Annotated in this window: 22 protein-coding genes and 1 pseudogene; 5 read left to right on the plus strand and 18 right to left on the minus strand. The window is 65.6% G+C overall.

What is annotated here, in order from left to right; all coding sequences use genetic code 11:
- Positions 1–8: 8 nt before the first annotated feature.
- Positions 9–1,667: a cbb3-type cytochrome c oxidase subunit I gene (locus FVD38_RS08405; protein ID WP_147934398.1), complete on the minus strand. Its 1,659-nt coding sequence runs from the start codon at positions 1,665–1,667 to the stop codon at positions 9–11.
- A gap of 140 nt (positions 1,668–1,807) precedes the next feature.
- Entirely contained in the window at positions 1,808–3,244 is a 1,437-nt protein-coding gene (gene pdxR / locus FVD38_RS08410; protein ID WP_147934399.1) for a MocR-like pyridoxine biosynthesis transcription factor PdxR, read from the minus strand.
- A 241-nt stretch (positions 3,245–3,485) separates the two neighbouring features.
- Between pdxR and FVD38_RS08415 the strand changes: the two genes are divergently transcribed.
- Both FVD38_RS08415 and FVD38_RS26810 read left to right on the plus strand, forming a co-directional pair.
- Positions 3,486–4,046 carry an EF-hand domain-containing protein gene (locus FVD38_RS08415; RefSeq protein WP_147934400.1) on the plus strand — a complete coding sequence of 187 codons (561 nt, stop codon included), beginning with the start codon at positions 3,486–3,488 and terminating at the stop codon, positions 4,044–4,046.
- Positions 4,047–4,234: 188 nt separating this feature from the next.
- A pseudogene (locus tag FVD38_RS26810) lies at positions 4,235–4,363 on the plus strand (winged helix-turn-helix domain-containing protein); the annotation flags it as partial.
- A gap of 96 nt (positions 4,364–4,459) precedes the next feature.
- Here the strand turns inward: FVD38_RS26810 and FVD38_RS08425 are convergent.
- Entirely contained in the window at positions 4,460–5,974 is a 1,515-nt protein-coding gene (locus FVD38_RS08425) for an HD domain-containing phosphohydrolase (RefSeq protein WP_147934401.1), read from the minus strand.
- Positions 5,975–5,984: 10 nt separating this feature from the next.
- Positions 5,985–6,443, minus strand: coding sequence for a carboxymuconolactone decarboxylase family protein (locus FVD38_RS08430; protein WP_147934402.1), 459 nt, complete (start codon positions 6,441–6,443; stop codon positions 5,985–5,987).
- A gap of 245 nt (positions 6,444–6,688) precedes the next feature.
- Here FVD38_RS08430 and FVD38_RS08435 point away from each other — a divergent pair, with 245 nt between their 5' ends.
- Positions 6,689–7,501: an SDR family NAD(P)-dependent oxidoreductase gene (locus FVD38_RS08435; RefSeq protein WP_147934403.1), complete on the plus strand. Its 813-nt coding sequence runs from the start codon at positions 6,689–6,691 to the stop codon at positions 7,499–7,501.
- Between the two features lie 4 nt (positions 7,502–7,505).
- On the opposite strand, the gene FVD38_RS08440 is transcribed toward FVD38_RS08435, so the two are convergent.
- The 11 genes from FVD38_RS08440 to FVD38_RS08490 form a co-directional block, all read right to left on the minus strand.
- The gene (locus FVD38_RS08440) at positions 7,506–8,255 is read right to left on the minus strand and encodes a flagellar brake protein (RefSeq protein WP_147934404.1); all 750 of its coding nucleotides are present in this window, start codon (positions 8,253–8,255) and stop codon (positions 7,506–7,508) included.
- Complete coding sequence (locus FVD38_RS08445; protein ID WP_147934405.1) at positions 8,248–8,607, minus strand: EscU/YscU/HrcU family type III secretion system export apparatus switch protein; 360 nt, start codon at positions 8,605–8,607, stop codon at positions 8,248–8,250. The genes FVD38_RS08440 and FVD38_RS08445 overlap by 8 nt, the downstream gene beginning before the upstream one ends.
- The gene (gene fliK, locus FVD38_RS08450) at positions 8,600–9,742 is read right to left on the minus strand and encodes a flagellar hook-length control protein FliK (RefSeq protein WP_147934406.1); all 1,143 of its coding nucleotides are present in this window, start codon (positions 9,740–9,742) and stop codon (positions 8,600–8,602) included. The genes FVD38_RS08445 and fliK overlap by 8 nt, the downstream gene beginning before the upstream one ends.
- A gap of 15 nt (positions 9,743–9,757) precedes the next feature.
- Positions 9,758–10,096: a flagellar protein FliT gene (locus FVD38_RS08455; RefSeq protein ID WP_370660632.1), complete on the minus strand. Its 339-nt coding sequence runs from the start codon at positions 10,094–10,096 to the stop codon at positions 9,758–9,760.
- 5 nt (positions 10,097–10,101) lie between these two features.
- The gene (gene fliS, locus FVD38_RS08460; protein WP_147934408.1) at positions 10,102–10,554 is read right to left on the minus strand and encodes a flagellar export chaperone FliS; all 453 of its coding nucleotides are present in this window, start codon (positions 10,552–10,554) and stop codon (positions 10,102–10,104) included.
- Positions 10,555–10,610: 56 nt separating this feature from the next.
- Positions 10,611–13,238 carry a flagellar filament capping protein FliD gene (gene fliD, locus FVD38_RS08465; protein WP_229493516.1) on the minus strand — a complete coding sequence of 876 codons (2,628 nt, stop codon included), beginning with the start codon at positions 13,236–13,238 and terminating at the stop codon, positions 10,611–10,613.
- A 179-nt stretch (positions 13,239–13,417) separates the two neighbouring features.
- Positions 13,418–13,765 carry a flagellar protein FlaG gene (locus FVD38_RS08470; RefSeq protein WP_147934409.1) on the minus strand — a complete coding sequence of 116 codons (348 nt, stop codon included), beginning with the start codon at positions 13,763–13,765 and terminating at the stop codon, positions 13,418–13,420.
- Between the two features lie 84 nt (positions 13,766–13,849).
- Entirely contained in the window at positions 13,850–15,451 is a 1,602-nt protein-coding gene (locus tag FVD38_RS08475; RefSeq protein ID WP_147934410.1) for a flagellin N-terminal helical domain-containing protein, read from the minus strand.
- A gap of 348 nt (positions 15,452–15,799) precedes the next feature.
- Positions 15,800–17,341: a sensor domain-containing diguanylate cyclase gene (locus FVD38_RS08480; RefSeq protein WP_229493518.1), complete on the minus strand. Its 1,542-nt coding sequence runs from the start codon at positions 17,339–17,341 to the stop codon at positions 15,800–15,802.
- Positions 17,342–17,514: 173 nt separating this feature from the next.
- Positions 17,515–18,162: a response regulator gene (locus FVD38_RS08485; protein WP_147934412.1), complete on the minus strand. Its 648-nt coding sequence runs from the start codon at positions 18,160–18,162 to the stop codon at positions 17,515–17,517.
- The gene (locus FVD38_RS08490) at positions 18,159–19,265 is read right to left on the minus strand and encodes a sensor histidine kinase (protein ID WP_147934413.1); all 1,107 of its coding nucleotides are present in this window, start codon (positions 19,263–19,265) and stop codon (positions 18,159–18,161) included. Before FVD38_RS08490 ends, FVD38_RS08485 begins: the two co-directional genes overlap by 4 nt.
- Positions 19,266–19,377: 112 nt before the next feature.
- Between FVD38_RS08490 and greB the strand changes: the two genes are divergently transcribed.
- Positions 19,378–19,947, plus strand: coding sequence for a transcription elongation factor GreB (greB, locus tag FVD38_RS08495; RefSeq protein WP_147934414.1), 570 nt, complete (start codon positions 19,378–19,380; stop codon positions 19,945–19,947).
- Between the two features lie 28 nt (positions 19,948–19,975).
- On the plus strand, positions 19,976–20,584 hold the full coding sequence (locus FVD38_RS08500) for a biliverdin-producing heme oxygenase (RefSeq protein ID WP_147934415.1): 609 nt from the start codon (positions 19,976–19,978) through the stop codon (positions 20,582–20,584).
- Positions 20,585–20,726: 142 nt separating this feature from the next.
- Here FVD38_RS08500 and FVD38_RS08505 read toward each other — a convergent pair whose 3' ends face one another.
- From FVD38_RS08505 to gmk, 3 genes are all read right to left on the minus strand, one after another.
- Positions 20,727–22,973, minus strand: a complete 2,247-nt coding sequence (locus tag FVD38_RS08505; RefSeq protein ID WP_147934416.1) for a RelA/SpoT family protein — start codon at positions 22,971–22,973, stop codon at positions 20,727–20,729.
- Between the two features lie 78 nt (positions 22,974–23,051).
- The gene (gene rpoZ / locus FVD38_RS08510; RefSeq protein WP_123069763.1) at positions 23,052–23,255 is read right to left on the minus strand and encodes a DNA-directed RNA polymerase subunit omega; all 204 of its coding nucleotides are present in this window, start codon (positions 23,253–23,255) and stop codon (positions 23,052–23,054) included.
- Between the two features lie 77 nt (positions 23,256–23,332).
- Positions 23,333–23,980 (minus strand): guanylate kinase, encoded by a 648-nt coding sequence (gmk, locus tag FVD38_RS08515; RefSeq protein ID WP_147934417.1) that lies wholly within the window; start codon positions 23,978–23,980, stop codon positions 23,333–23,335.
- Positions 23,981–24,055 lie beyond the last annotated feature (75 nt).

A 24,055-nucleotide genomic window follows, 5' to 3' on the forward strand; every position in this document is an offset into this window, starting at 1 on the left:
TCTTCCTTTCAGGCCGCGGTTGGGACCGAGGTGGCCTTCAGCGGTTCGTTCAGCAGCGCCGCGCTTTCGCGCGCCACGCCGCGGCGGGTCGCCATCAGCACGAAGTGGCTCGCGAACACCAGGTGGCCGAGGGCCATGATGGCGCCGCCCACCGAGCGGCTCTTGAGCCAGGGGATGGTCACGTTGACCGAATCCATGAACGGCCTGGCCGCATCCAGCATGGCCAGGCCCTGCAACCAGCCGCCGATCGACAGGCCGACGAAATAGATGCTAAAACCCAGCACCACCAGCCAGAAGTGCATTGAGATCAGGTTCGGATACGGCCACTCCCAATCCATCACGCGCGGCATCACGAAGTACACAGCGCCAAACATCACGAGGGTGAAGAAGCCGTACAGGCCGAGGTGGGCGTGGGCCACCGTAAAGTGGGTGAAGTGCGCCACCGTGTTCACGCTGCGCAGCGCTTCGATGGAACCCTGGACGGAGCTCAGGGTGTACATCATCCCGCCCAGCACGATGAAGCGCAGCGTGGGCGAATCCCACAGGCGCCTGAAGTGGCCCTTCATGGTCAGGTGCTGGTTGATCGAGAACGCCAGCACCGGCACGATCATCATCACGCTCTGCACGATCGACAGCGTGATCAGCCAGCCGGGCACCGGGCCGCCGATCAGGTGGTGGCCGCCGACCTGGCCGTAGAAGAAGGCCAGCGACCAGAAGCCGACCAGCGACAGGTTGTACGACTGGATCGGGCGGCCGATGATCTTTGGCAGGAAGTAATACACGCAGGCCAGCGCCATCGGCGTGTAGAACAGGCCCAGCACGTTGTGGCCGAACCACCAGTTCATGGCCGCCTGCTGCACGCCGAAGTGCATCGCCGGCAGGTTACCGACCAGGAACAGGGTGGGGAACCAGAACAGCGCCGCGCCCATGTACCAGACCGACACGTACAGGTGGCGCACCGTGCGCGCCTGCAGCGTGTACACCAGCGGCAGGCCGACCAGGGCGCCGCCGACCACGAACAGGATGTCGACCTGCCACGGGATCTCGAGCCACTCCATGCCGTCGGACAGGCCTACCGCGATGCAGCCCAGGCCCGCGATCAGGCCCGCATTCCACACCATGGCGCCGGCGATCGCGTAGCGCGCGCCGACCAGCGGCGTCTTGAGCAGGCGTGGCAGCAGCCACATGGCCAGCCCCAGTGCCGCCATCGGCGCCCAGCCATAGGCCACCGCGTTCAGGTGGATGGTGCGCATGCGTCCGAAGGTGAGCCAGGCCTGGTTCACCAGCAGGTCGGGCTCGTGCAATTTGATGGAGCTGAGCAGGCCCGCGGCGGTCGCCACCAGCAGCCAGACGACGGCGCAGGCCAGGAACAGGAAGGTCACGAGCGAGCTCGAACGGTCGGCCTCGACCCGCGCCTGCAGTTCCGCGCCCAATTGCCGCGCCTCGTCCTCGGTGAGAGGCGGCGCGGCGTCGCGCGCGGCCTGGGCGGCGGCCTGGCTGGGCGTGGCGGCGGGGTCGTCGCTGCGGCCGATCTCGCCTTCCGAGAAGATGGTGCGGGCCGCGGCGGGGCTGGCCTCGAACAGGCGGTTGCGCAGCGACCAGATGAAGATCGCCAATCCCGTCACCGAGAGGATGAACGAGGACAGCAGGATGGTCATGGTATTCATGGCGGGTCCAGGCGAAAGAAGGTCGGCCCGGGCGCGGGTGCGCAGGCCGTAAAAAGATGCCTCAAAGATACGGAGTTGGAGCGGGGCGCGACAATACGCCTTTGGGTAGAGCGGCGCTTGCCGTCCTCTGTGCCAATCGCCTAAGGGAGAGGCGTTTCCATCGCCTGCGCCACGCGCCGCGCCAGTTCTTCTGCCTGGACTTCGCTGGCCACGTTGGTGAAGTTCATCAGGAGCGCGCTGCGCGTGGGCGTGCCGGCATGGAAATCGGCCAGCGCCAGCGCCGCCAGGCCGTGTTCGCGCAGGCGTGCGGCCAGCAGACGGTCGGCGCCCGGCGCGACTTCGGCCACCAGATGCAGGCCGCCCACCTGGGGCAGGATCGTGGCCCGGTTGCCGAAGGCCGGGGCCAGCGCGCGGGCCGTATGCTCGCGGCGCTCGGCGTACAGGCGGCGCATGGCCTGGATGTGGCGCACGAAATGACCGCCCTGCATGAACTCGTACAGGATGGCCTGGGTCAGCGCCGGGCAGCCGTTGCTGAGCAGGCTGGCGGCATCCTCGAAGCGCTCGACCAGCTCGGGCGGCACCACCACGTAGGACAGGCGCAGTCCCGGGAACATCACCTTGCTGAAGCTGCCGCTATAGATCACGCGGCCGGCGCGGTCCATGCTGGCCAGGGCCGGCAGCGGCCGCCCGCTGTAGCGGAACTCGCCGTCGTTGTCGTCCTCGACGATCCAGGCATCGTGGGCGCTGGCCCAGTCCAGCAAGGCCTGGCGCCGCGCCGGCGGCATGCTGACCGTGAGCGGGCACTGGTGGCCCGGCGTGACCACCGCCATGCGCGCGCCCGGCGCCAGCAACGCGGCGCGCGCCACGTCCAGGCCATGCTCGTCGACCGGTGCCGGCCGCGGCACATAGCCCAGGCCGGCCAGCAGGTGGCGCGTGGGCGGAAAGCCCAGCTCCTCGGCCCACACCATATCGCCCGGCGCGAGCAGGGCGTGCGCGACCAGGCCCAGGACCTCGCGGTAGCCGGCGCTGACGAATACCTGGCATGGCGTGCAGTCGATTCCGCGCGAGAGCTTGAGGTAGCTGGCGATGGCGGTGCGCAGGGCGGGCGCGCCGAAGCTCGATTCCTTCAGCAGGTGGCGCGTCTGCAGCGAACGCGCGGTGCGCGCCGCCATGCGCGCCCATACCTTGCGCGGAAAGGCGTCCAGCGCCGGCAATCCCATCTGGAACGGTAGCGGCGCCACGGCGCCGCCGACGTCCAGTGGCAGCGGGCGCGCGCGGGGCGCCACCTTGGCGCGCGCCGGCGGCCGCTGCACGGGATCGCGGCGCGCGATCACCGAGCCGGCCGCGCCGCGCACTTCGAGATAGCCCTCGGCCGCCAGCTGCGCATAGGCCGCGGCCACCGTGCCGCGCGCCAGGCCGAGTTCCTCGGCCAGCACGCGGGTGGCGGGGATGCGGTCGCCCGCCTTGAGGACGCCCGTGTCGACCGCCTCGCGCACGCGGGCGTGGATCTGGCGGTACAGCGGAACCGGGCTGCCGGCGTCGAATCTCAGGTAGTCGCTGACGGACAGGTCTTGCATTGGAAACGTTACCTCCTTGGCAGTAGATTATGCACTTGGACCGGTAGTTACGAAAGAGCGGATTGGGCCAAGAACGGCTTGGCTCATCCTTAAATCCAGATCTTGGTACAGGGCGCGGGTAGCGCCCCATGCGACTTCGCATCGGCGGCGCGATGGCCCCAGTCATTGACCCGATCTTGGCTCTTTATCCAGCACGCATTCGGCGCGACGATGACAGTCCCTCATCCACGATGGAGCAGCCATGCAAATCTCATCGAGTCTGTCCTCGGCGCTGTCGTCGGCACTGCCCCGCATCGCCAGTGCGAAGCCGTCGGCCGGCCAGGTCCCGTTCGTGATCGCCCAGGCGCGCGCCGATTCGGCCGAAGACAGGCGCCGTCTCGAAGAAAACGCGGCGCGCCATGCCGATGCGATCGCCGGTTTCGCCGCCAAGGGCATGACCATGACCCAGGGCTCGTACACCATGCTGTACAAGCAGGAGGTGGCGAAGTCGATCGATACCGACGGCGACGGCATCATCGGCGTCGACGAGCTGGCGACCGGGCTTGGTGGCGACGAAGGCATGGAGCGCGCCAGGCAACTTCACTCGATGCTCGACGTCGATGGCGATGACCGCCTGGGACTGGAAGAATTCGGCGACAGCGTGCGCGACCCCTTCCGCGATGCGGATTTCCGCCGCCAGCTCGAACAGCGCGGCGCCATGGACCCGGCCGCGATGGGCGCGCTGCACCGGCGCCATGCGGCGCAGTACGACGCCGCGGCGGTGCTGGGGGCGATGGTGCGCGCGATCGATACCGCGGCGTAGGGTGGGCGGCTCCGCCGCCCACGCGTCCAGCTTATGGATGCATTGTGGCGGCGCACGCCGAGTTATGCAGGAGAACGATAGTGAAGACAGGTTGGCGCATCGGACCATGCGTGCTGTTCCCGCGCCGGCGCCGGCTGGAAGCCTGCGGGCGCGAAGTGGCGCTGGGCTCGCGCGCCTTCGACCTGCTGGTGTGCCTGGTACGGCGCGCCGGCGAGGTGGTGGGCAAGGATGAACTGCTGCGCCAGGTGTGGCCTGGCCTGGTGGTGGAAGAAGCGAACGTGCGCGTGCACGTCTCGAATTTGCGCAAGGCGCTGGGTGCGGTGGCGCCCGATGCCGGCGCCTGGATCGTCAACGTGCCGCTGCGCGGCTATATGTTCCGCGGCCCGCTCGAGCCCATCGGCCTCGAAGGGCTGCTAGATCAGGCCGAGAGTCAGGGCCTTGAGGGTGGCGGCGGCGCGGGTCGAGCAGTCGAGCTTGCGGAAGATGCTCTCGACGTGGGTGCGCACGGTGCTGGGGCTGATGCGCATGGCGCGCGCGGCCTCCTTGTTGCTCTCTCCGAGGCTGATGCGCTGCAAGACTTCGGCTTCGCGCGCCGACAGCGTGGCGCGCACCGGCGCGCCTCCCGCACCATTCGCACCATTGCCGGGCGTGGGACGAACGCCCGTCGCCGCGGCCATGACGGCGTCCACCATGACGCGGTCGAAGCGGCCGCCCGTGACCTGGGCCGCGAGCAGGGCGCCGGCCGCCGCCGGCTCGTGGGCCGCGCGCCATGGCCGCGGCGAGCGCAGCGCCACCCAGGCGGCGGCCACGCCCAGCAGGCGCTGCGGCGCGCCGAGGGCGCTCGCGTCCAGGCTGCGAAAGTAGCCGCTGCCGTCGAGCCGTTCGTAGACGTGCGAGGCCAGTTGCGCGTCCGGCCCCAGGCCGTCGATGCGGCTGCCGGCGCGCGCGGTCCAGTAGGGCACCAGGCGCACCGCTTCCCAGTCGGCGGCGCTCAGTTTGCCGCTGCGTTCCCACACCGTGTTGGTCACCGCCGCGCGCCCGATCCCGTGCAGCAGGGCGGCGCGCGCCAGGCTGCGCTGCTGCGCCTCGGGCAGGCCGGCCAGCTGCGCCGCCTCCTGCGCCAGCAGCGCGACGCGGCGCGAATAGCCGGCCAGCCAGGGCAGCTTCAGTTCGATCATGTCGGCCACCAGCGTGAGCGGCACCGATACCGGAAGAAAATCCGCCTGCGACGATGGCGCTTCGTCGGCCTCCAGTTCGTCGAGCCAGGCGCGCGCGTGCGGCGCCACGAGCGCCACCAGGCGTGCCGGATACTTGACGTCGCCCAGCTGCGCGATCATTTCCAGCGCGCGCTCGATGCCATGCACGCGCGCCAGGATCTCGAGGTCGCCACCCAGCGCCGCGTGGTACACCACGGTCGGCACTTCGTCGCCACGCAGGTGGAATGGAAGGCCGCTGCCGTCGTAATGCTCCCACACGTGGCGCAAGCCGCTTTCGACCACGGCCGGCAAGCCCATCATGGCGGCGATGTCGCCCGCGATTTCGCAGTGCACTTCAGCCAGCTCGGTGGTGTCGGAGAGGCGCGCCACCTGCTGGGCATTGAGGGTGTGGCTGACCAGCGCATGGCGCGCGCCGACGTCGTCGCCCATCATCGCGGCGAAACCGGCGGCGTTGGCGGTGCAGCCCGACCAGCGCAGCAGCGCCACCATGCGCGCGTGCTCGCAGGCGGCGGCATTGGCGCCGGCCGCCGCGGCCACGCGCGCGGCCAGGCGCGCGGAGCGCTCCGAACCGTCGATCGGCTGGCCCATGCTCAGGTCGCCGACGATGGCGAGCAGTCCCATCGCCTGGGACAGGGTCGCGGTGTCGTGGCCGTGCAGCGATGCTGTGGGAAGCGACAGGGAAGAAGAAAGTTCGCGCGCGGCCGTGTCCATCGATCGTCGGTTACATGCCCGGGGCGGGATGCACCGGGATCTGGTTGCGCAGACTCAGGTTGAGGACGTTCCAACCACGAATCGCCGCGATAGTATAGCCAAGTTCGGCGATCTCGTTCTCGCTGAAATGCTCGCGCAGGGTCGGCCACGCGGCGTCGGTGTCGTCGCGGTGCGGCAGCGCGTTGACGGCGTCGGCCCAGGCCAGGGCGGCGCGTTCGCGCTCGCTGAAGAACGGCGATTCACGCCATGCGGCCAGGGAGTTCAGGTGGCGTGGATCGGCGCCCTGCTTGATCAGGTCGCGCCAGTGCATGTCAATGCAGACGCCGCAGCCATTCTGCTGCGAGACGCGCAGCTGCACCAGTTCGAACAGGCGCTCGCCGATCGAGCTCTGGCGGTTGGTCATCGACAGGTTGACCATGGCTTTCAGGTTGGCGGGGGCCAGGGTGAACAGGTTCAGACGTGCGGACATGATGTGTTCCTTTCAGGGGGGGCGAGGACGCACTGTGCGGCCTTCTTGCATATAAGACGAGCGGGCGCGCCCGGCTGTGACATGCGGCGCGATTTTTTCTCGAAACTCTCCCGAAAGGAGGAGCGCGCCGTCCCGGGCCTGCCGATGCGCGATGCCGGCCTCCCTCCGATTAAAGAGGCATCAAGATTGCACCTTTATTGGCGGCTCGCTACACTGGTCCCGCCAATTTCTGAAAGGGACATCCAATGACGCAAACGAACAAGGGAACCGCGGTCATCACCGGCGCATCGACCGGCATGGGCGCGGTGTATGCCGACCGCCTGGCGCGCCAGGGCTACGACCTGGTGCTGATCGCGCGCGACGAAGAGCGCCTGGCGCGCGTGGCGAGCCTGGTGCGCGCCGCCACCGACCGCAAGGTCGAGGTGCTGGCCGCCGACCTGGTCGATCCGCAGGCGCTGCGCCGCGTCGAAGCGCTGCTGCGCGTGCGCGGCGACGTCACGCTGCTGGTGAACAACGCGGGCATCGGCTCGGTCGCGCCGCTGCATGGCGACGACGTCGATGCGATGGACCGGATGATCGCGCTGAACGTCACCGCGCTGACCCGCCTGACCTATGCGGTGGCGCCGGGCATGGCGGCGCGCGGCGCCGGCACCATCGTCAACGTGTCGTCGATCGTCGCCGTCGCGACCGAGATGATGAATGGTGTGTATGGCGCCAGCAAATCCTATGTGCTGGCGTTTACCCAGGCGCTGCAGCACGAGTTCGGAGCGAAGGGGCTGCGCGTGCAGGCGGTGCTGCCGGGCGTGACCGCCACCGGTTTCTGGGACACGCTGGGCCATCCCCTGGAGCGTTTGCCGGCCGGGGTCATCATGAGCGTGGACGACCTGGTCGACGCCGCGCTGGCGGGCCTGGCGCAGGGCGAGCAGGTCACCATTCCGGGCCTGCACGATGGAGAGAAGTGGGCCGCCTTCGATACGGCGCGGCGCGAGCTGGCCGGGATGTTCGGCAATGCGGCGCCGGCGCCGCGCTACGCCGTGCCGGCGCGGCAGGCCACCTGAAGGTTCAGGCCAAACCGGCCAGCTTGGCGTTACGCTCGCGTTCGAGCTTGGTGATGTAGCGCTGCACGGCCGCCAGGCCGCCGCGCGAGATGTCGACGAACTGGCAGCCCAGGCGGCGGCTGGTCTTGTGGTTCAGCAGGGTGAGGTCGAGCGAGTTGCGGATCTCGAGCGAGGTCGCGATGGGACCGATCTCGGGCAGCTCGATGCGGCAGCCCTCGATCACGCGGCCGATGCCCGCGCCCAGCTGGAGCTTGTTGTCGAGCAGGGCGATGCCGCCGACGCTGATGTCGTGCAGCGGAAACACGCCCATGCCGCCGCCGGCGTCGATCGGCACCGGAATCAATGCGCGCACCGGATTGCTGACCGGCGTCGGCATGCGGTAGTACTCGCGCCGCTGCAGGCGGATCAGGGTGGGCGGGATGTCGGCGCGCAGCGCGGGCTCGCCGCGCCAGGTGGTGGCGGCCAGGCCATCGGCGCCGAACAGGATGCGGATCTTGTCGAGCGTGGTTTCGCACTTGACGCGGCCGGCGGTCACGATGCGCTCGTTCTGGGCGCGGTCGACCGAGCGGTCGAGCACCACGGTGCCGCTGTCTTCGTCGACCGCCAGGATCGAGGTCACGCAAACGTCGGCCTCGCCCTTGATCAGCATGCGAATCAGCTGGTTCTTTTCTCCGATCTGGCGCAGCAGCGCCACGATCTCGCGGCGCGATCCGACTTCGTAGTCGTGCCAGTCTTCCAGTTCTGCTTCAATCATTGCTTGCTTCTGTCCTTGCCGCTAATTCCGTTGGGAGGTGGGGCGTCGGATCGGGCGCGGGAGGCAAGAGCTCACCATGTTGTCGAGCCGACTCTATATGATATAGCCATGCCAACAGTTCCGCAATTGCCCGATACAGGGCCGGCGGAATCTCGCGGTCGAGATCGACCTGCATCAGCAGCGACACCAGCTCCTTCGATTCGTGCACGAACACCCCGGCGTCCTGGGCGCGCCGGATGATCTGTTCGGCCACCATGCCGGAACCCTTGGCCACCACGGTCGGCGCGCGCTCGCCGGCGCCATAGGCCAGCGCCACGGCGTTCTGGCGCCGCTTGTCGGCCGGTTCAGTCATCGCCCGCATCCCTCGCTTCTGGCCGGGCGGCCCGCGCGCGCGCGTCGAAGCCGGCCAGCGGCGTACCCACCGCATCGAGGGCGCTCGCCAGTTCCGGCATGTGCTCGCGCAGCAGGCCGGCGGTGGCGTCGTCGGCCGCCGCGAACTGCACCTGCAAGGCGCCGTTCACCATGCGCAGCTGCGCCTCGAGTTCGCCCAGCTGCGGAAAGCGCAGGCGCAGGCGCGAATGCCAGATCGCCTGCTCGCCCTCGCCATCCTTGCCGCCATGGGCCTCGCGCTGCACGTCCCATTCCATCGGCTGGCCCGGCCACAGCTGGCCTTTCCAGGCCAGGTGCGACTGTTCCTGGGCCGCCAGCTGCATGCTGATGAACTGGGCGGTGGCCGGATCCTGCGGATTGGGGCGTACGCCGCCCTGCGCGGCCTGCTGCTGCGGCTCGCCGGCCAGTTCGGACAGCGGCAGGGCCCCGCGCGCCCATTCCGCCACGTGCGATTCGTAGAACAGGCCGCTTTTGCCGAAGGCCTGCTGCAGGCCGGCGGCAAGCAGAGCCGGATCGGCCCCGGGGCCGCCCACCAGCGGCGCGCGGCCGACGATGGAGGACAGCTGGCTGTCGGCCTTCTGCGCCGCGGCCAGCACGCCGGCCAGGGCCTGGGCGGTGGGACTGAGGGTAGTGTTCTTCGCTTCGGTGCCGCCGGCGAAGGCCTGCGCGGCCATCGCGCCGCTGGAAGCCAGCAGGGCGCTGGCGCGGCCGACGGCGGCGCCTTCGCGGTACGACAGCGGCGCATGCGCACCATCGGCGTCCTCTTGCGGCGCGGGGCCGGCTTCGGCGAAGGCGGTGGTGGTGGTTGTTTGCGAGCCGACCTGGAAGGTGGGGCGCGGATGCAGGCCGACCAGGGTCATTGGCACGTCGGCGCCGACCTGGGCGCCGGGCGGCAGCTGCATGCGGGCCTGGGTGTCGGCGAACCTGACGACGAAGCTACCGTCGGTCAGGCGGGCCTGGATCGCGCCGTGGATGGCCTTGCCCAGCAATGGCGCCATCTCGCGCGCAAAGGCTTGCTGGCGCGGATCGGCGGCCTGCTCGGCCGGCCGCGCCGGGGTGACAGGCGCGACGCTGCCGACGAGTTCACGCGGCAGCATCGGGCCCTCCCATTATCAGACGCCGTAGGCGCGCACGACGCGGCGTTCGGTCGAGGTGCTCTTCATCAGCGACGACAGGTGGGCCATCCATGGCATGGTGAGGTCGCGGATCTGGCGGTCGAAGTCGAGCATGCGGCGGATCGCGTTGACCTTGCGCAGGCGCTCCTGGCCGCCCAGCGCCGCGCCGCCTTCATTCGCTTTCAAGCGATTCGCGTGGCGCGCGCATTCCTGCTCCAGCTCGGCCAGGCGGTCCCACTCGTTGGCGCTGGCCGCATCGAGCATGCGCTCGGTGATGCCGACCATGGTTTCGTAGGTGGTCACGACTTCCTGTCCGCTCATCGTCATTGTCGTCATCTTCCTCAAACGCTCATCAGGGTGGGGGCTTTCTGGATCGCGGGCGGCATCGGCTCGGGCGCTTCCTGCTGCTCGCCGATCTGCACCCAGGCGCCGCGCAGGTCGGCCATCAGGCCGTGGATTTCTTCGACGATGGTGGCGTCGTTCCTGATGTTCGCTTCCAGAAGGCGGCGGCTCATGTAGTCGTACAGCGCGTCCAGGTTGGCGGCGATCTCGCCGCCGGCCTTCTTGTCGAGCGAGGCGCGCAGGCCGTTGTCGATGATCGTGATGGCCTTCGAGATCGAGGCGCCCTTGATGGCGATGTTCGACGACTTGATGCCGTTGATCGCGCTGAGCAGGGCGACGATGACGCCGTCGTACAGCATGACCACCAGCTTGTGCGGCGAGGCCGAGGCGACGCCGGTTTCGAGGCCGACCGTGGCATAGGCGCCAACACCGCGTTTAGGGGTTCCAAACATGTGTTTCTCCAAAAATCCTGAATAAATGTTTCTGTGAACTTGCGGTAATGCGTTCATCAACCCCAGTTCGCCGACAGCGACGCCAGTTGCTGGGTGAGATAGCTAGAAGTGTTCTGCATCGACGCCAGCGCGGTGTCGAGTGCTACGAATTGAGCGCGATAGCGCTTCTCGATGCCTTCCAGACGGGCCTCGAAGCGCGAGCGCTGGTCGGCAATCGACTTGATCGACGCATTCAGGCCGGTAGTCTTGCTGGTGAGCAGGCTGTCCTTGCCGATGAAGCTGGCGGCCAGGTTGGTCAGCTGAAAAGCGTAACCCTGCGAGAACGTCACGGTGCCGCGGTCACCTGTCTTGCCGCCTGTGATCGTGATCTGGATGCCGGCCGCGCCCGAGCCGTCGCTGGCGGTCAGGGCCTGTCCGTTACCCTTGGCTGCCACACCCCCAATGGTGCCAACCACATCCGTGCCTTTCTTTGGCGCGGCGCCGCCGAAGATGCTGTCCACCGAACTCCCGCTAACGCCTTCGATCGAGATATTTGACATCGACCCGTACTTGCTGGATGACAGCGACAGAATGCCATCCTCGAGCGAGGTTTCGACCGTGTCGCCAGCGCCAGCGAATGTCGCGTTGCCGTTGATCGCCGAGCGCAGCATGGCGGCCAGGTCGGCGTTGCTGTAGGTGCCAGCGGTGAGCTTGATTTCCTGTGTTTTGCTTTCTGTAACTGGGTCGGTCTGGTTCAGCGTGACACGCCAGGTGGTGTTCGGTGCGATTGTGGTCGAGCCACTCAGAGCTGCGCTGCTGGCCAGCGTACCGCGGGTAGCCAGTTCTGTGACGTTCACCGCGTAGGTACCGGGCTTGGTGGTCGCGGTCGACTTGTCGAATTTGATCATGCCGTCAGTGGTCGTGCCCATGGCGGCGAACAGGCTGCCGATATCGTCGGCGTTGGTGCTCATTGCCTTGCTCAGCTTGGTGGAATCGAGCTTGAGCGACCCGTCTTGCTGGAACGAGATGCCGATCTGGCTCAGGGAGTTAAGTTTGCCCCCAGTGCCTTCCATCACGCTGCCGATTTGGCGCCGCAACTGGCTTTGGATCGAGCGCACGCTGGCGTCGCCCTGCAGTACGCCACCGGTCCTGGTTTCGGCGTTGTAGCTGGTCAGGCTGCTGATCGTCTTGTTCAGGTCATTGTAAGCCTTGACGAAATCGTTCACTGCAGTCGTGATTGCGCCGGTGTTCTTCGACACCGTTACTGTCGAGCTGCCGAGCCCAGTCACGTCCAGCGACACACCTTCGACGACGCCGGTGACGGTGCTGCTGTCGCTCTTGATGTCGATGCCGTTCATGTTCAGCACCGTGCTTTGGGCGCCAACGGTCTGGGTCATGTTCTGCACGCCAGCCGGATCGTAGCCGAGCAAGGCAGCGATGGCCGGGTCGCCTGCTTCCCCGTTGGGGCCGCCGACGGTAATCTTCATGGTGGTCGCTTCACCGGTCTTGTTTGACGTCAGTACCAGGTGATAAGGATTGGCGCTGCCGTCCGAGACGATAGTGGCGGTCACGCCCATGTCGCCTTTGTTGATCGCATCGCGGATGCCCTGCAGCGACTGGCTACCGGCGTCGAGCGTGATGGTCTTGCTGGCCATGGCGCCGTTCAGCGCGAACTCCGAGTCAATGTGACTGCCCACGCTTCCGGCGCTGAAGCCTGCCGCGCCTGGATTGGCACCGCCGACGACGATCTGCTTGCCGTCGTTCGAACGCAGGGTGACACCGGCAGTGGCGGTCACGCTCGACCCGTTGTTGGCTTCGTTCGCGGCGCGGCCAATGCCGCCGCTCACCGCGCCGCTCACGGTTTCGGTGACGGCAATGCTGGCGCCGTCGGCCGCGGTGAACTTGAGCGACTCGTTGTCGGCGCGACCGCTGACCGTGATGTTGGCTGCGGCCAGCGCATTGCGCACGCTGGCGTTGCCCAGCGCCGTGTCGAGGTCGGCGGCGCTCATGCTGCCGCCGCTGTTCAGGGCAGCGATCTGTACGCCGCCAACCGAGAGTGCGTAGCTGGAATTGGCGCCAGCGCTGACAGTGTTAAAGCCGGCGAACAGGTCGGCCGCCGTGCTGGCCGCGCCGGCGGTGGCGGTCACGCCGGTCTTTTCGCTTTGGGAATTGATCGCCTCGGCCAACGCGCGGGCGCTGTTGGTTGACGAACTGGTGGAAATCGCGGTGCCGTTCAGGGTGAGCGAGCCATTCGAGATGCCGCCTGCGGCAGCCGCCGCGCCCAGGACGCTGCCTGTGGCGCCGAACTTGCCTCCGCTGGCCGTACCGAACTGGACGGTGATAGTAGTCGGGACGCCGCTGCCGATGGTCGAGGTATTGCTGGCCATCCCGCCGGTCTTCAGGCTCTGCGCCTGAGCCAGCTGGGTGACGTTGATGTTGTACTTGCCAGGAACGGCGCCCGCACTCGCGCTGGCGCTCAGGACATCCTTGCTCGACGAGGCGGCCGAGAGGCCCTGGAAAGTGGCAGAGGAATTCAGAGAGGTCAAGGCTGCCTGGAAAGTGCCGACGGCGGCACTTACCTTGCCCAGCGCAGCGTTACGCGACTGCAGCGCGGCGGTCTTCTTGTCGAAGTTGGCAAGCGGGGCTGCTTCTGCCTGCATCAGCTGGCTGACGATGCTGTTAATGTCGAGTGCGCTGGTAGCCACTGGTTTCTCCCGTGAAAGCGATAATGTAAGTGGTTATCGGCAGAAACAAACGGTACTTAAGAGCGGTAAAGGCAGCTTTGTTTTTCTTTTGCTGCTCAGTTAAGAGGAGCTTCCCCATGATTACGAAAAAAGCGCCGCCCTTTGTGGGGACGGCGCCTGGTACGCTTCAAGAATGGCTGTCAGGCGGTCTGTCGGATCAGCAATCCCTGCATCTTGTCGATCGACTTGGCCATCTGCAGCGCCTCCTCTGTGGGCATCTGGCGCACGACTTCTTGCGTGCTCTGGTCGATGATCTTGACGACGATGTGTTTGGTATCGTCGTCGATCTCGAACTTCAGGCTCTGGGCCGACGTTACCATTGCCTCGTTGAGCTTGTCGACCGCCGCCGACACTTCTTCCTTGCTCGGCGGCGTGTTGGTCGCGTCCAGGCGCACTTGGCGTCCTGCGACCGCGCCGCTGTCAGCCACGGCGTCCAGACGTTCGTCCAGGCGCTGGCTGAGCGGCAAACCGGTGGACTGGATTTGCATGTCGATTTCCCTAATAAAAATTCCTCGGCTGAATTTCTCCAGCCGAGGAATCGCTTACAGCGCGTTGTTACCTTGTGCTAGCGATTAGCCACGCAACAGAGACAGGACGCCGTTCGGCAGCGAATTCGCCTGGGCCAGCATCGAGGTGCCGGCCTGCTGCAGGATCTGACCGCGGGTCATCTTCGCGGTTTCAGCAGCAAAGTCGGTGTCAACGATGCGGCTGCGCGATGCCGACAGGTTCTCGGTCGACGACGACAGGTTCGAGATCGCCGATTCGAAGCGTGACTGCAGAGCACCGTACTGGGCGCGTTGGCCGTTCACCTTCGCCAGCGCGGCGTCGGCGATCTTGATGGCTGCCTGGGCGCCTTCGAAGCTCGTGATGTCCAACGAAGCGACCGACTTCAGTTTCGACGACGAGCCGTCTGCGGCCAGGTTGAAGCCGGAGCCGCTGGTTGCTGGGGTAGCGCTGCCTGCAGCATCGGTCACCGAGAAGCTGTTTTCCGAATCGAACGCGACGCGACCGTTCGCAACGGCGGTAGCGTTCGACGTTGCCAGGCTGATGTCCGGCGCTGCGCCAGCGGTGCCGTCGTCATTGTCGCTCGTCAGGTTACCGTCGGTCTTGTAGTTGCTGACGGAGAAGACGGTATTGTCGGTAGCCTTCGTATTGACGAGGTTAATGTTCTCGCCGCTGGCATTGGTCAGCTTCAGGCCGCCGTTTTCCTGATCGTACTGGGCGGTCACGCCGGTATTGGCCGATTGGGCGTTGATGGCGTTGATCGCCGATGCATAGTCAGTCGCGTTGGAGGCCGTACCGCCAACGGTGAACGAGATCGTCAGCGGCTTCTCGTTGTCCGAGGCCAGCGTGAACTGGTAGGATTCGCCGCCGCCGAACTTGACGTTGACATCGGTGCGCGCGGTGGCGGTCACGCCGGTTTTCGCGGTCTGGTTGTTGATGTCGCTAGCGATCGACTTGGCGGTCGACCCCTTGACGGCGTCTGTTGCAGGGGTGTCGTCAGTGGTGTCGCCTGGCGTGCCATTATCATCCGCTGGCGCGCCTGCGACATGGCCCGTGGTCTGGATCGTTTGCGAACCCAGTGCGCCATTGATGGTGAACGAACCTTCTGACGCATTACTGGCGGCGGCCGCCGCCACACCGTTCGACGCGATGTTGTTGTTGCCGTAGGTATTGGTCTGGAAATTCGAGCCGGTCATCGAGATCAGCTGACCAGCATTTGCGCCGACCTGGAAGTTGGCCGTACCCATGGTGCCGTCCAATAGCTTCTGGCCGTTGAATTCGGTGGTGTTCGAGATACGGTTCAGTTCCGAGCTAAGCTGGGTTACCTCGGTTTGCAGGGCCTGGCGGTCGCTTGCCGAGTTCGACGAATTCGACGATTGCACTGCCAGTTCACGGATACGCTGCAGGATATCGCCCGAGCTCGACAGGGCGCCTTCAGCGGTTTGGGCCATCGACACGCCATCATTGGCGTTGCGAGTGGCTTGGGTCATGCCCTTGATTTGGGACTGCATGCGATCGGAGATCGCGAGGCCAGCAGCGTCATCCTTTGCGCTGTTGATACGCAGGCCCGACGACAGGCGCTGGATCGAGGTATTCAGGGACGACTGTGATGCGGCGAGATTGCGCTGCGAGTTGAGGGATGCGACGTTGGTATTGATTACGGATGCCATGGTGTCTACTCCAGAGACGTGGTCTTACGGGGTGCAGCGACCTTGCTGCTGTGTACTTTGGTCCGTCGCGCTGTTCCGTGACGTTCAAACCGCTGTTGTTGCTGGTAACGGTGCTCGATGGAAAAAGTTTAGGCCTGGTTCGAAGAAATTTCGCTTCAGGCGGCAATGCAGGCCCTGGAGTGGAACGCCCTGTCGACAAGCCCGGATGAAACTTGAGGGTCAAGAAAGATTTATTTTCAGGGGCTGAATGCACACCGGATGGCCATGTGGACAGCGCTAGCCAAACCAGATTATTATCCATTGAGCACCATCTGCTTGATGACGAGTGTAAGTCATGCAAGCCTCCCCTCAATCCGCGATCACCACCCGATTCTTGCCGCTATTCTTGGCTTGGTACATCGCTTTGTCGGCCCTCGCCATGAGCGACGCCTGTTCCTCGTTGGGCAACCTGAGCGCCACCCCGCACGAGAACGTGATCAGCATCTTCTCGTTATCGTGCAAGAAGAAGTGTCTGGTCAATTCCCTTTGTACCCGCACCATGGCCGCCGCCGCCGCATCGACCGAGGTCTCGGGCAGCAGGATCAGGAATTCCTCGCCGCCGAAGCGGGCGATCACATCCACCGCGCGCAAGGTGTCGCGCACCACCTTCACCAGGTGCTTGAGCGCGGCGTCGCCCGCCATATGGCCATAGGTATCATTCAGACGCTTGAAGTTGTCGAGGTCGAGCAGGGCCACGCATAGCGGCGTTTTTCTCCGGTCGGCGCGCGCGCTTTCGCGCTCGAACACATCGTCCAGGCCGCGGCGGTTGAGGCTGCCGGTCAGCTGGTCTTCGCGCACCAGTTCGCTCATATGCTGGAGCTCGGCTTCGAGTTCGCGGATGCGCTGCTCGGCTTCCTGCACCTCCTTGTGGGCGCTGACCATGCGGTCGCGCGAGGCCAGCGCTTCGTCCTGGGCATTGCGCATCTCGCGCAGCACCTCGTCGAGCACGCCGTTGATTTCGTTGACGTCGGTGGCGTTGCCGATGCGCTCGGAGAAGCCGCCCAGCTTGGCGTGGTAGTCGCTGGTGGCGGCGGCGGCCGAGCCGAGGCGGTCGATGAATGTCATCATCATGTTCTTCATGGTCGCCCGCACGTCGTCGATGCCGTGCTTGAGGTGGCCCTGCTTGATGATCACGTCCTTCAGGCTGCGGGTGGCGTCTTCGAGCGCGCGCGTGTCGAGCGGACCCTTGATCAGTTCCTGCACCACCAGCACCTGGCCGCGCATATAGTTGTCGTCGTCGAGCAGGCCTTCGATATTGTCGAGCAGCAGGCGGAACAAGCGCAGCAGCAGTTCCTGCTGCTCGGCGCCGTCGTCCTTGCGCAGTTCGATCTGGAAGCACAACTGCTTGAGGCGCGCCGCGATCTCTTGCAACTCGGCTTCGCCCACGGCGGTCTTGACCGCTGCGCCGAGCGCTTCGGCCTCGGCCGACAACTCCTTGTCGCCGCTCAGCAGCGAGGCGCAGGCAAACGACAGGGTGCGCGCCAGCATCTCGCGCAGCAGGACCGTATCGGGTTCTTCGTCGCCCAGCGCCATCACCGGCGTGTTGCGGCGCAGGTGGCGGTCGGCCATCTGGCCCAGCGCCTGGGTATAGCCGGTCCAGTCCTCGGCCTTGGCCGCGCGCACCATGCGCCGGCCGTATTCGGACAGCTCGCCCGGCGTCTCGGCCATGCGGCGCGCAAAACCGGCCAGGACCTCGAGCGCGCCGGCGTCGGGCGCCGACGGCGGCGCGGGTGGCGCCGGCGGGACGCCTGCGATCTCGTCATAGATCGCGCGGTAGGCGTCCGGCGTCGGGGCGATGCGGCGGGTGGCGAGGCGGCGGAAGGCTTCGCGGGCAATGTCAGCGGGATTCATGGCGGAAGCCGCGGCCGGGATGGCAGGAGGAGGCGAGATGGACATAGATTGCTGCGCTGGATTCGCGGGATTGGCGACATGATAATCAGCTTTTTTGCCGTATATCAATTAAAAAACGGTAACACAGCCCTTGAGCGCGCCGGTTGCCGCCGGCGCGCAACGGAATGTCACATTCAGTCCACCAAACCGTTACGGATGGCGTAAGTCGTCAGCTCGGCGCTGGTCTTGAGTTTCATTTTGACTAACAAGCGCGCGCGGTACTCGCTGATGGTCTTGACCGACAGCGACAGCTCGCGCGCGATCTCGCTCACCGTCATGCCCGAGGCGATCATGGTCAGGGTCTGGTATTCGCGGTCGGACAGGCCTTCGTGCACCGCCGCCTCGTGGTCTTCGCCGATCGCGCTGGCCAGGGTCTGGGCCAGCGCGGCGCTGACGTACTTCTGGCCGCCCGCCACCTGGCGGATGGCCGTCACCAGTTCGCGCGGCGCGCTCTGCTTGGTGAGATAGCCGGACGCGCCGGCCTTCAGTGCGCGGATCGCATACTGGTCTTCGCGGTGCATCGACAGCATCAGCACCGCCAGTTCGGGCTTGTCTTTCTTGATCTGTTTCAGCACGTCGATGCCGTTGCGGTCGGGCAGCGAGATATCGAGCAGCATCACATTGGCCTTCGACTTGCCCACCAGGCGGGCGGCGTCGACGCCGTTCTCGGCTTCGCCCGCGACATTGATGTCGCTCTGCTCGGCCAGGATCTGCTTCAGTCCTTCGCGCACGATGGCATGGTCGTCGGCAATGAAAACGCGGATGTTTATTTTTTCGGTCATTCTTCTTCTTGTGCTGCCCTGTCTGCGGCCGCCTGCGGCGCGGAGGTCCGGGTTGCCAGCCTGGTCTTGATGGTCACCATCGTGCCACCTCCGGGCGCGGACGACAAGGCCAGCGTGCCGCCCAGCGCGCTGGCGCGCTCGCTCATGCCGCGCAGGCCGAACGATTGCGGCTTGAGGCGGTCGGCGAGCTGGATGCCGCGGCCGTTGTCGCAGATCGACAGGGTGAGCAGCTTGCGCTGGCGCCGCAGCGACACCGTGACGCGGGTTGCGTCGGCATGCTTGGCGATGTTCGTGAGCGCTTCCTGGAAGATGCGAAACAGCGCGCTCGCATGGTCGGGCTCGAGCGCCAGGTCTTTATCGGGACAGCGCATGATGACGGCGATCCCCATCTGCTTCTCGAACTCGCGCGCCTGCCATTCCAGTGCGGCGACGATGCCGAGGTCGAGCGTGCTAGGGCGCAGGTCGAGCGAGATGCGGTGCACCGCCTCGATGGTGCGGTCGACCAGGTCGTCGACGTAGTTGGCCTTGTCGATCAGGTCTGGCTGGTCCGGCGGCAGGCGCGCCGACAGCATGGCCAGCGCCATCTTGATCGCGGTGAGATTGCCGCCCAGGTCGTCGTGGATCTCGCGCGCGATGCGGGTGCGCTCGTCTTCCTTGGCCTGCTCGATATGCGCGGTCAGCTCGGCCAGGCGCTCGCGCGAACGGTGCGATTCTTCCTGCTCCTGCTTGCTTGCCGTGATATTGGTCATGATGCCATCCCACTGAACTGCGCCGTCCTCGCGGGTGTGCGGGGTGGCGCGCAGGTTGATCCACTTGACGTCGTTCCAGGCTGGAATGCGGATCCGACCTTCCCAGTTCCAGGCCGCCAGGGCGGCGGCCGACATCTGCATCGCCTCGTGGTAGGCGCGGCGGTCTTCCGGCAGGATCAGGGCTTCGAACAGGGACGGATCGTCCTGCAGCTCGCCGGGCGCCAGGCCGAGCAGCGCGCTGCAGCCGTCGTTCAGGCAGGGGAAGCTGGTGCTGCCGTCGCGGTGCAGGACGAACTGGTAGACCAGGCCGGAGGTGGAAGGATGTTCGGTGTGGAAAGGGGAGGGCAGGCTCATTGTTTTGTCTCGTCGCTTCTTTTGCGCGCACTGCTTTGGGGTTGTCTGCATCATACGATAAAAGCGCGCGAATCCCGGCGCAGGCGACGCCAAGTCTCGTTACAATAAGGTCATGAATAAGGCATTTGTAAAAGAGTCCGATGGCGACGATGACGACGCCGAGGCATTGGCCCTGGTGCAGGCGATTCCCGCCGGCGCCAAGAACTACATCACCCCGGCCGGCTACCAGCGCATCAAGGACGAGCTGCTGCAGCTGATCGACGTCGACCGGCCCGAGGTGGTGCGCATCGTGCACTGGGCCGCCTCGAACGGCGACCGATCCGAGAACGGCGACTATATCTACGGCAAGCGCCGCCTGCGCGAGATCGACCGCCGCATCCGCTTTCTCACCAAGCGCATGGACTCGGCCTTCGTGGTCGATCCGACTGTTCATTACGGTAATGACCAGGTCTTTTTCGGGGCGACGGTGGGCTATATCAACAAGGCGGGCGAGGAACACACCGTCACCATCGTCGGCGTGGACGAGCTCGATCCGTTGAAGGGCAAGATCAGCTGGGTGTCGCCGGTGGCGCGCGCGCTCACCAAGTGCCGCGAGGGCGACGTGGTGCCGCTGCAGACGCCGCTCGGCATGGACGAGCTGGAGATCTTATCGGTCGACTATCCGGAGCCCGTGGCCGACTGAGTGATTGGTTCGCTGCTAAGATGAGGGCATGAACCGACCTCACGATACGGCGCCCGATGTGGACGCCCTGGCCGCGCTGCGCGCCGCCACTTCCGAACGCCACGAACGGCTCGACAGCGGCCTGCCGCTGTCCGGTCCCGCTCCCGATATGCACGACTATGCCACGCACCTGACCCTGGTGCGCGACTGGCTGGCGCCGCTGCAGGCCTGGCTGGATGGTTTCAACGATGGCCCGCAAACGGTCTTGCCGGCGGTCGGGCGGCTGGCGCTGATCGATGCCGATCTGAACGAACCCGGCGTGTCGCCGGTGCGCGTGCCTTCGACACCGCATGCCTGGCCACAGGATGCCAGCGCCGCCTACCGCTGGGGCGTGGCGTACGTGATCGAAGGATCGCAGCTGGGCGGGAAGGTGTTGTACGGGAAGCTCTCGGAGCGGCTGGCGCCGCATCCGCTGCGCTACCTGCGCGGAGCCGACGAAGGCCCGGGGCCGCGCTGGCGCGCGTTCATGCTGGCGCTGAAAGAGCACGTGAAGTCGCCCGACGAGATCGCGGATGCGTGCGCGGGTGCGTGCGCGGCGTTCGACAGCATCCTGGCGCTGAGTATTGACAAGGTCGACAAGGTCGACAAGAACGCCTGATCGGCTGACCACAGCCCGCACCCCCAGCACGTCGTTCCCGCGAAGGCGGGAACCCAAGCCTGCTTGCTAAGTGGTGCTGTTTAATTTAACTCTAAGCGTAAAACTTAGGTTCCCGCCTTCGCGGGAACGACGGCGGGCAAGCTTACGACCGCTCCCGCTCCACCCGATTGACCCCCGCCACCCGGCGCAGATTGCGAATCAGCTGCGCCAGATGCACCCGGTCCTTGATCTGGATCGTGAAGCGCAATTGCGTCATGCTGTGCTCGTCATCCTCGTCCATGCCCACATACGTGATGTTGGCGTCCGACTCGCCGATCTCGGCGGCCACGCGGGCGAGAATGCCTTTTTCGTTGTTGATCAACAGGCGGATGCGACAGTCGAAGCGGCGGTTGAGCTCGTCGCCCCATTGCACCGCGATCCAGCGATCGGGTTCCTTGGCGCGGACGCGCTTGGCCGGCAGGCAGTCGCAGGTGTGGACCACCAGCGCCTGGTCGCGCCGCAGCTGGCCGGTGATCTGGTCGCCCGGGATCGGCAGGCAACACGGCGCCAGCTGCACCGCCACGCCTTCGCTGCCGTAGATCGTGACCGGCGCGATCTCGCTGCTGGGGATCGGCTTGTTCGAGGGCAGCAGGTCGGGGTCGCCTTCCATCAGGCCGAAGATGTGGCGCGCCACCAGGGCCGGCATGCGCTTGCCGATGCCGATGTCGGCATACATTTCTTCGAGTGACTTGGCCGAGGTCTCGGCCAGCAGGCGCTCGATGACGGCGTCCGACAGTTCCGGCTTGATATTGCGCACCGCTAGCGCCTGGGCCAGCAGTTCCTGGCCCAGCTCGACCGATTCGTTGACGTCGATCGCACGCAGGTGGTGGCGGATCGCCGAGCGCGCCTTGCCGGTGCGCACGAACGTGAGCCAGGTCGGGCTCGGACGCGACTCCGGCTTGGTGATGATCTCGACGATGTCGCCGTTGTGCAGCTCGGTGCGCAGCGGCTGGTCTTCGTTGTTGATCTTGACCCCCACCGTGTGGTCGCCGATGCCGGTGTGGATCGAGTAGGCGAAGTCCAGCGCCGTGGCGCCGCGCGGCAGCGCGATGATCTTCGACTTGGGCGTGAACACATAGACCGAATCCGGGAACAGGTCGACTTTCACGTGTTCGAGGAACTCGGCCGAGTCGCCGGTCTGCTGCTGGATGTCGAGCAGCGACTGCAGCCAGGCATGGGTGCGGTGCTGCAGGTCGGTGATGTTGGAGTCGCCCGTTTTGTACAGCCAGTGCGCCGCCACGCCGCTTTCGGCGGTGCGGTGCATCTCTTGCGTGCGGATCTGGAATTCGACCGGGGTGCCGTAGGGGCCGATCAGGGTGGTGTGCAGCGACTGGTAGCCGTTGATCTTGCCGATCGCGATGTAGTCCTTGAACTTGCCGGGCATCGGCTTGTACAGGGCATGCAGGGTGCCGAGCGCCACATAACAGTTGGGCACGCTGTCGACCACGACGCGAAAGCCATACACATCCAGCACCTGCGAGAACGACAGGTGCTTGTTGCGCATCTTTTTATAGATGCCGTACAGCGTCTTTTCGCGGCCGTCGACTTCGAACTGCAGTCCGCTCGAAGCCAGCTGGTTCTTGACCGCCTCGAGGATCTTCTTGACCACTTCGCGGCGGTTGCCGCGCGCGGCCTTGATCGCCTTCGACAAGGTCTGGTAGCGCAGCGGATACAGGTGCGAGAACGAGAGGTCTTGCAGCTCGCGATAGATATTGTTCAGGCCGAGGCGGTGGGCGATCGGCACATACACTTCCATCGTCTCGCCGGCGATGCGGCGCTTCTTGGCCGGCACCATGACACCCAGCGTGCGCATATTGTGCAGGCGGTCGGCGAGCTTGATCAGGATCACGCGCACGTCGGACGCCATCGCCAGCAGCATCTTGCGGAAATTCTCGGCCTGGGCTTCGAGCTGGCTCTGGAACTCGATCTTCTCGAGCTTGGACAGGCCGTCGACGAGGTTGGCGACCTGGGCGCCGAAGCGCTCGATCAGCTCATCCTTCTTGACGTCCTGGTCTTCGATCACGTCGTGCAGCAGGGCGGCCATGATGGCTTGCGCATCGAGCTTCCACTCGGCGCAGATCTCGGCGACGGCGATCGGATGGGAGATATAGGGCTCGCCCGACTTGCGGACCTGGCCCAGGTGCATCTCGTCGGAGAAGCGGTAGGCTTCCTTGACCTTCTTGAGTTCGGCGGGCGTGAGGTATTCGGACAGCTTCGCGATCAGCTGCGTAACGGACGCTACGCCGGGCGCGACGGGCTCGGCAAAGTCCGGAGGACGATTGTCGGCGCGCCGCTCGCGTGGAGCAACGGGGTTGCGTGAATTGGTCGAATCTGGAGGAAACAGGTTCATTACGTTAATCGTCAAGCCGTAGTAGGTACAGAATAACAGAAGACGGGATGACGCTAATTCAGGCAACCCCGAAGGGAATTACATCGGCACTTTTTTCAGCATTTCGATGCCGACCTTACCGGCGGCGATCTCGCGCAGGGCGACGACGGTCGGCTTGTCCTTGGCTTCGACCTTTGGGGTGTGGCCTTGCAGCAGCTGACGAGCACGGTAGGTGGCGGACAGGGTCAGCTGGAAGCGGTTAGGGATGTTCTTGAGGCAGTCTTCGATGGTGATGCGGGCCATGTGTGCTCCTAATGTGCAATAAATACAAAACGCGAGGGCAACGACAACAGTGAAAGCGCGCCTAAATGGCGCGCTGATCAGGATTGAGGTTGATGCGCGTGGATTCCCAGCTGGGCAAACAGCGTAGCGTTGCGGGCGGCCTGTTGGGCGAACCGGCAACGTGTCGCTTTGACAATCGCCTGCAGTTCGGCCAGGGCGACGTTAAACTCTTCGTTGATGATAGCATACTCGAACTCGGGAGCGTGAGCGATCTCGCCGCCGGCCGCCAGCAGGCGGCGTGTGATGATGTGCGGCTCGTCGGTGCCACGCTTGTGCAGGCGTTCTTCCAGCGCTTCGATCGACGGCGGCAAAATGAAGATGCCGGCCGCGTCCGGGAACAGCTTCTTCACCTGGCGGGCGCCCTGCCAGTCGATCTCGAGCAGGATGTCGGTGCCGTTCTTCATCTCTTGTTCGACGGTCAGGCGGCTCGTGCCGTAGTAATTGCCGTGCACCTCGGCCCATTCCAGGAATTCGCCGCGTTCGGCGCGGGTGACGAAATCCTCGGCGCCGGTGAAGTGATAGTGCTCGCCATCCAGCTCGCCCATCCGCGGCTTGCGGGTCGTGGTCGAGATCGACAGCTTGATGCCGGGTTCCTGCGCCAGCAGGGCGTTGACCAGGCTCGACTTGCCGGCGCCGGACGGGGCGGCGACGATGAACAGGCTGCCGGAGAAGGCTTGTGGGAGCATGGGAATTCCTTTGTTAATACGTTTTGTCGCGAGTTCGTGTCGCGATAATAATGACAATCACGCTAGCATAAATAC

Origin of the sequence: Massilia arenae (assembly GCF_008014745.1) — a bacterium.
GTDB classification, from domain to species: domain Bacteria; phylum Pseudomonadota; class Gammaproteobacteria; order Burkholderiales; family Burkholderiaceae_D; genus Telluria; species Telluria arenae.

Excerpts from the sequence above, each read along its gene's own strand:
- FVD38_RS08405 (WP_147934398.1), bottom strand. The coding sequence starts at position 1,667 with ATGAATACCATGACCATCCTGCTGTCCTCGTTCATCCTCTCGGTGACG.
- pdxR (WP_147934399.1), bottom strand. The coding sequence starts at position 3,244 with ATGCAAGACCTGTCCGTCAGCGACTACCTGAGATTCGACGCCGGCAGC.
- FVD38_RS08415 (WP_147934400.1), top strand. The coding sequence starts at position 3,486 with ATGCAAATCTCATCGAGTCTGTCCTCGGCGCTGTCGTCGGCACTGCCC.
- FVD38_RS08425 (WP_147934401.1), bottom strand. The coding sequence starts at position 5,974 with ATGGACACGGCCGCGCGCGAACTTTCTTCTTCCCTGTCGCTTCCCACA.
- FVD38_RS08430 (WP_147934402.1), bottom strand. The coding sequence starts at position 6,443 with ATGTCCGCACGTCTGAACCTGTTCACCCTGGCCCCCGCCAACCTGAAA.
- FVD38_RS08435 (WP_147934403.1), top strand. The coding sequence starts at position 6,689 with ATGACGCAAACGAACAAGGGAACCGCGGTCATCACCGGCGCATCGACC.
- FVD38_RS08440 (WP_147934404.1), bottom strand. The coding sequence starts at position 8,255 with ATGATTGAAGCAGAACTGGAAGACTGGCACGACTACGAAGTCGGATCG.
- FVD38_RS08445 (WP_147934405.1), bottom strand. The coding sequence starts at position 8,607 with ATGACTGAACCGGCCGACAAGCGGCGCCAGAACGCCGTGGCGCTGGCC.
- fliK (WP_147934406.1), bottom strand. The coding sequence starts at position 9,742 with ATGCTGCCGCGTGAACTCGTCGGCAGCGTCGCGCCTGTCACCCCGGCG.
- FVD38_RS08455 (WP_370660632.1), bottom strand. The coding sequence starts at position 10,096 with ATGACGACAATGACGATGAGCGGACAGGAAGTCGTGACCACCTACGAA.
- fliS (WP_147934408.1), bottom strand. The coding sequence starts at position 10,554 with ATGTTTGGAACCCCTAAACGCGGTGTTGGCGCCTATGCCACGGTCGGC.
- FVD38_RS08470 (WP_147934409.1), bottom strand. The coding sequence starts at position 13,765 with ATGCAAATCCAGTCCACCGGTTTGCCGCTCAGCCAGCGCCTGGACGAA.
- FVD38_RS08475 (WP_147934410.1), bottom strand. The coding sequence starts at position 15,451 with ATGGCATCCGTAATCAATACCAACGTCGCATCCCTCAACTCGCAGCGC.
- FVD38_RS08480 (WP_229493518.1), bottom strand. The coding sequence starts at position 17,341 with ATGAATCCCGCTGACATTGCCCGCGAAGCCTTCCGCCGCCTCGCCACC.
- FVD38_RS08485 (WP_147934412.1), bottom strand. The coding sequence starts at position 18,162 with ATGACCGAAAAAATAAACATCCGCGTTTTCATTGCCGACGACCATGCC.
- FVD38_RS08490 (WP_147934413.1), bottom strand. The coding sequence starts at position 19,265 with ATGAGCCTGCCCTCCCCTTTCCACACCGAACATCCTTCCACCTCCGGC.
- greB (WP_147934414.1), top strand. The coding sequence starts at position 19,378 with ATGAATAAGGCATTTGTAAAAGAGTCCGATGGCGACGATGACGACGCC.
- FVD38_RS08500 (WP_147934415.1), top strand. The coding sequence starts at position 19,976 with ATGAACCGACCTCACGATACGGCGCCCGATGTGGACGCCCTGGCCGCG.
- FVD38_RS08505 (WP_147934416.1), bottom strand. The coding sequence starts at position 22,973 with ATGAACCTGTTTCCTCCAGATTCGACCAATTCACGCAACCCCGTTGCT.
- rpoZ (WP_123069763.1), bottom strand. The coding sequence starts at position 23,255 with ATGGCCCGCATCACCATCGAAGACTGCCTCAAGAACATCCCTAACCGC.
- gmk (WP_147934417.1), bottom strand. The coding sequence starts at position 23,980 with ATGCTCCCACAAGCCTTCTCCGGCAGCCTGTTCATCGTCGCCGCCCCG.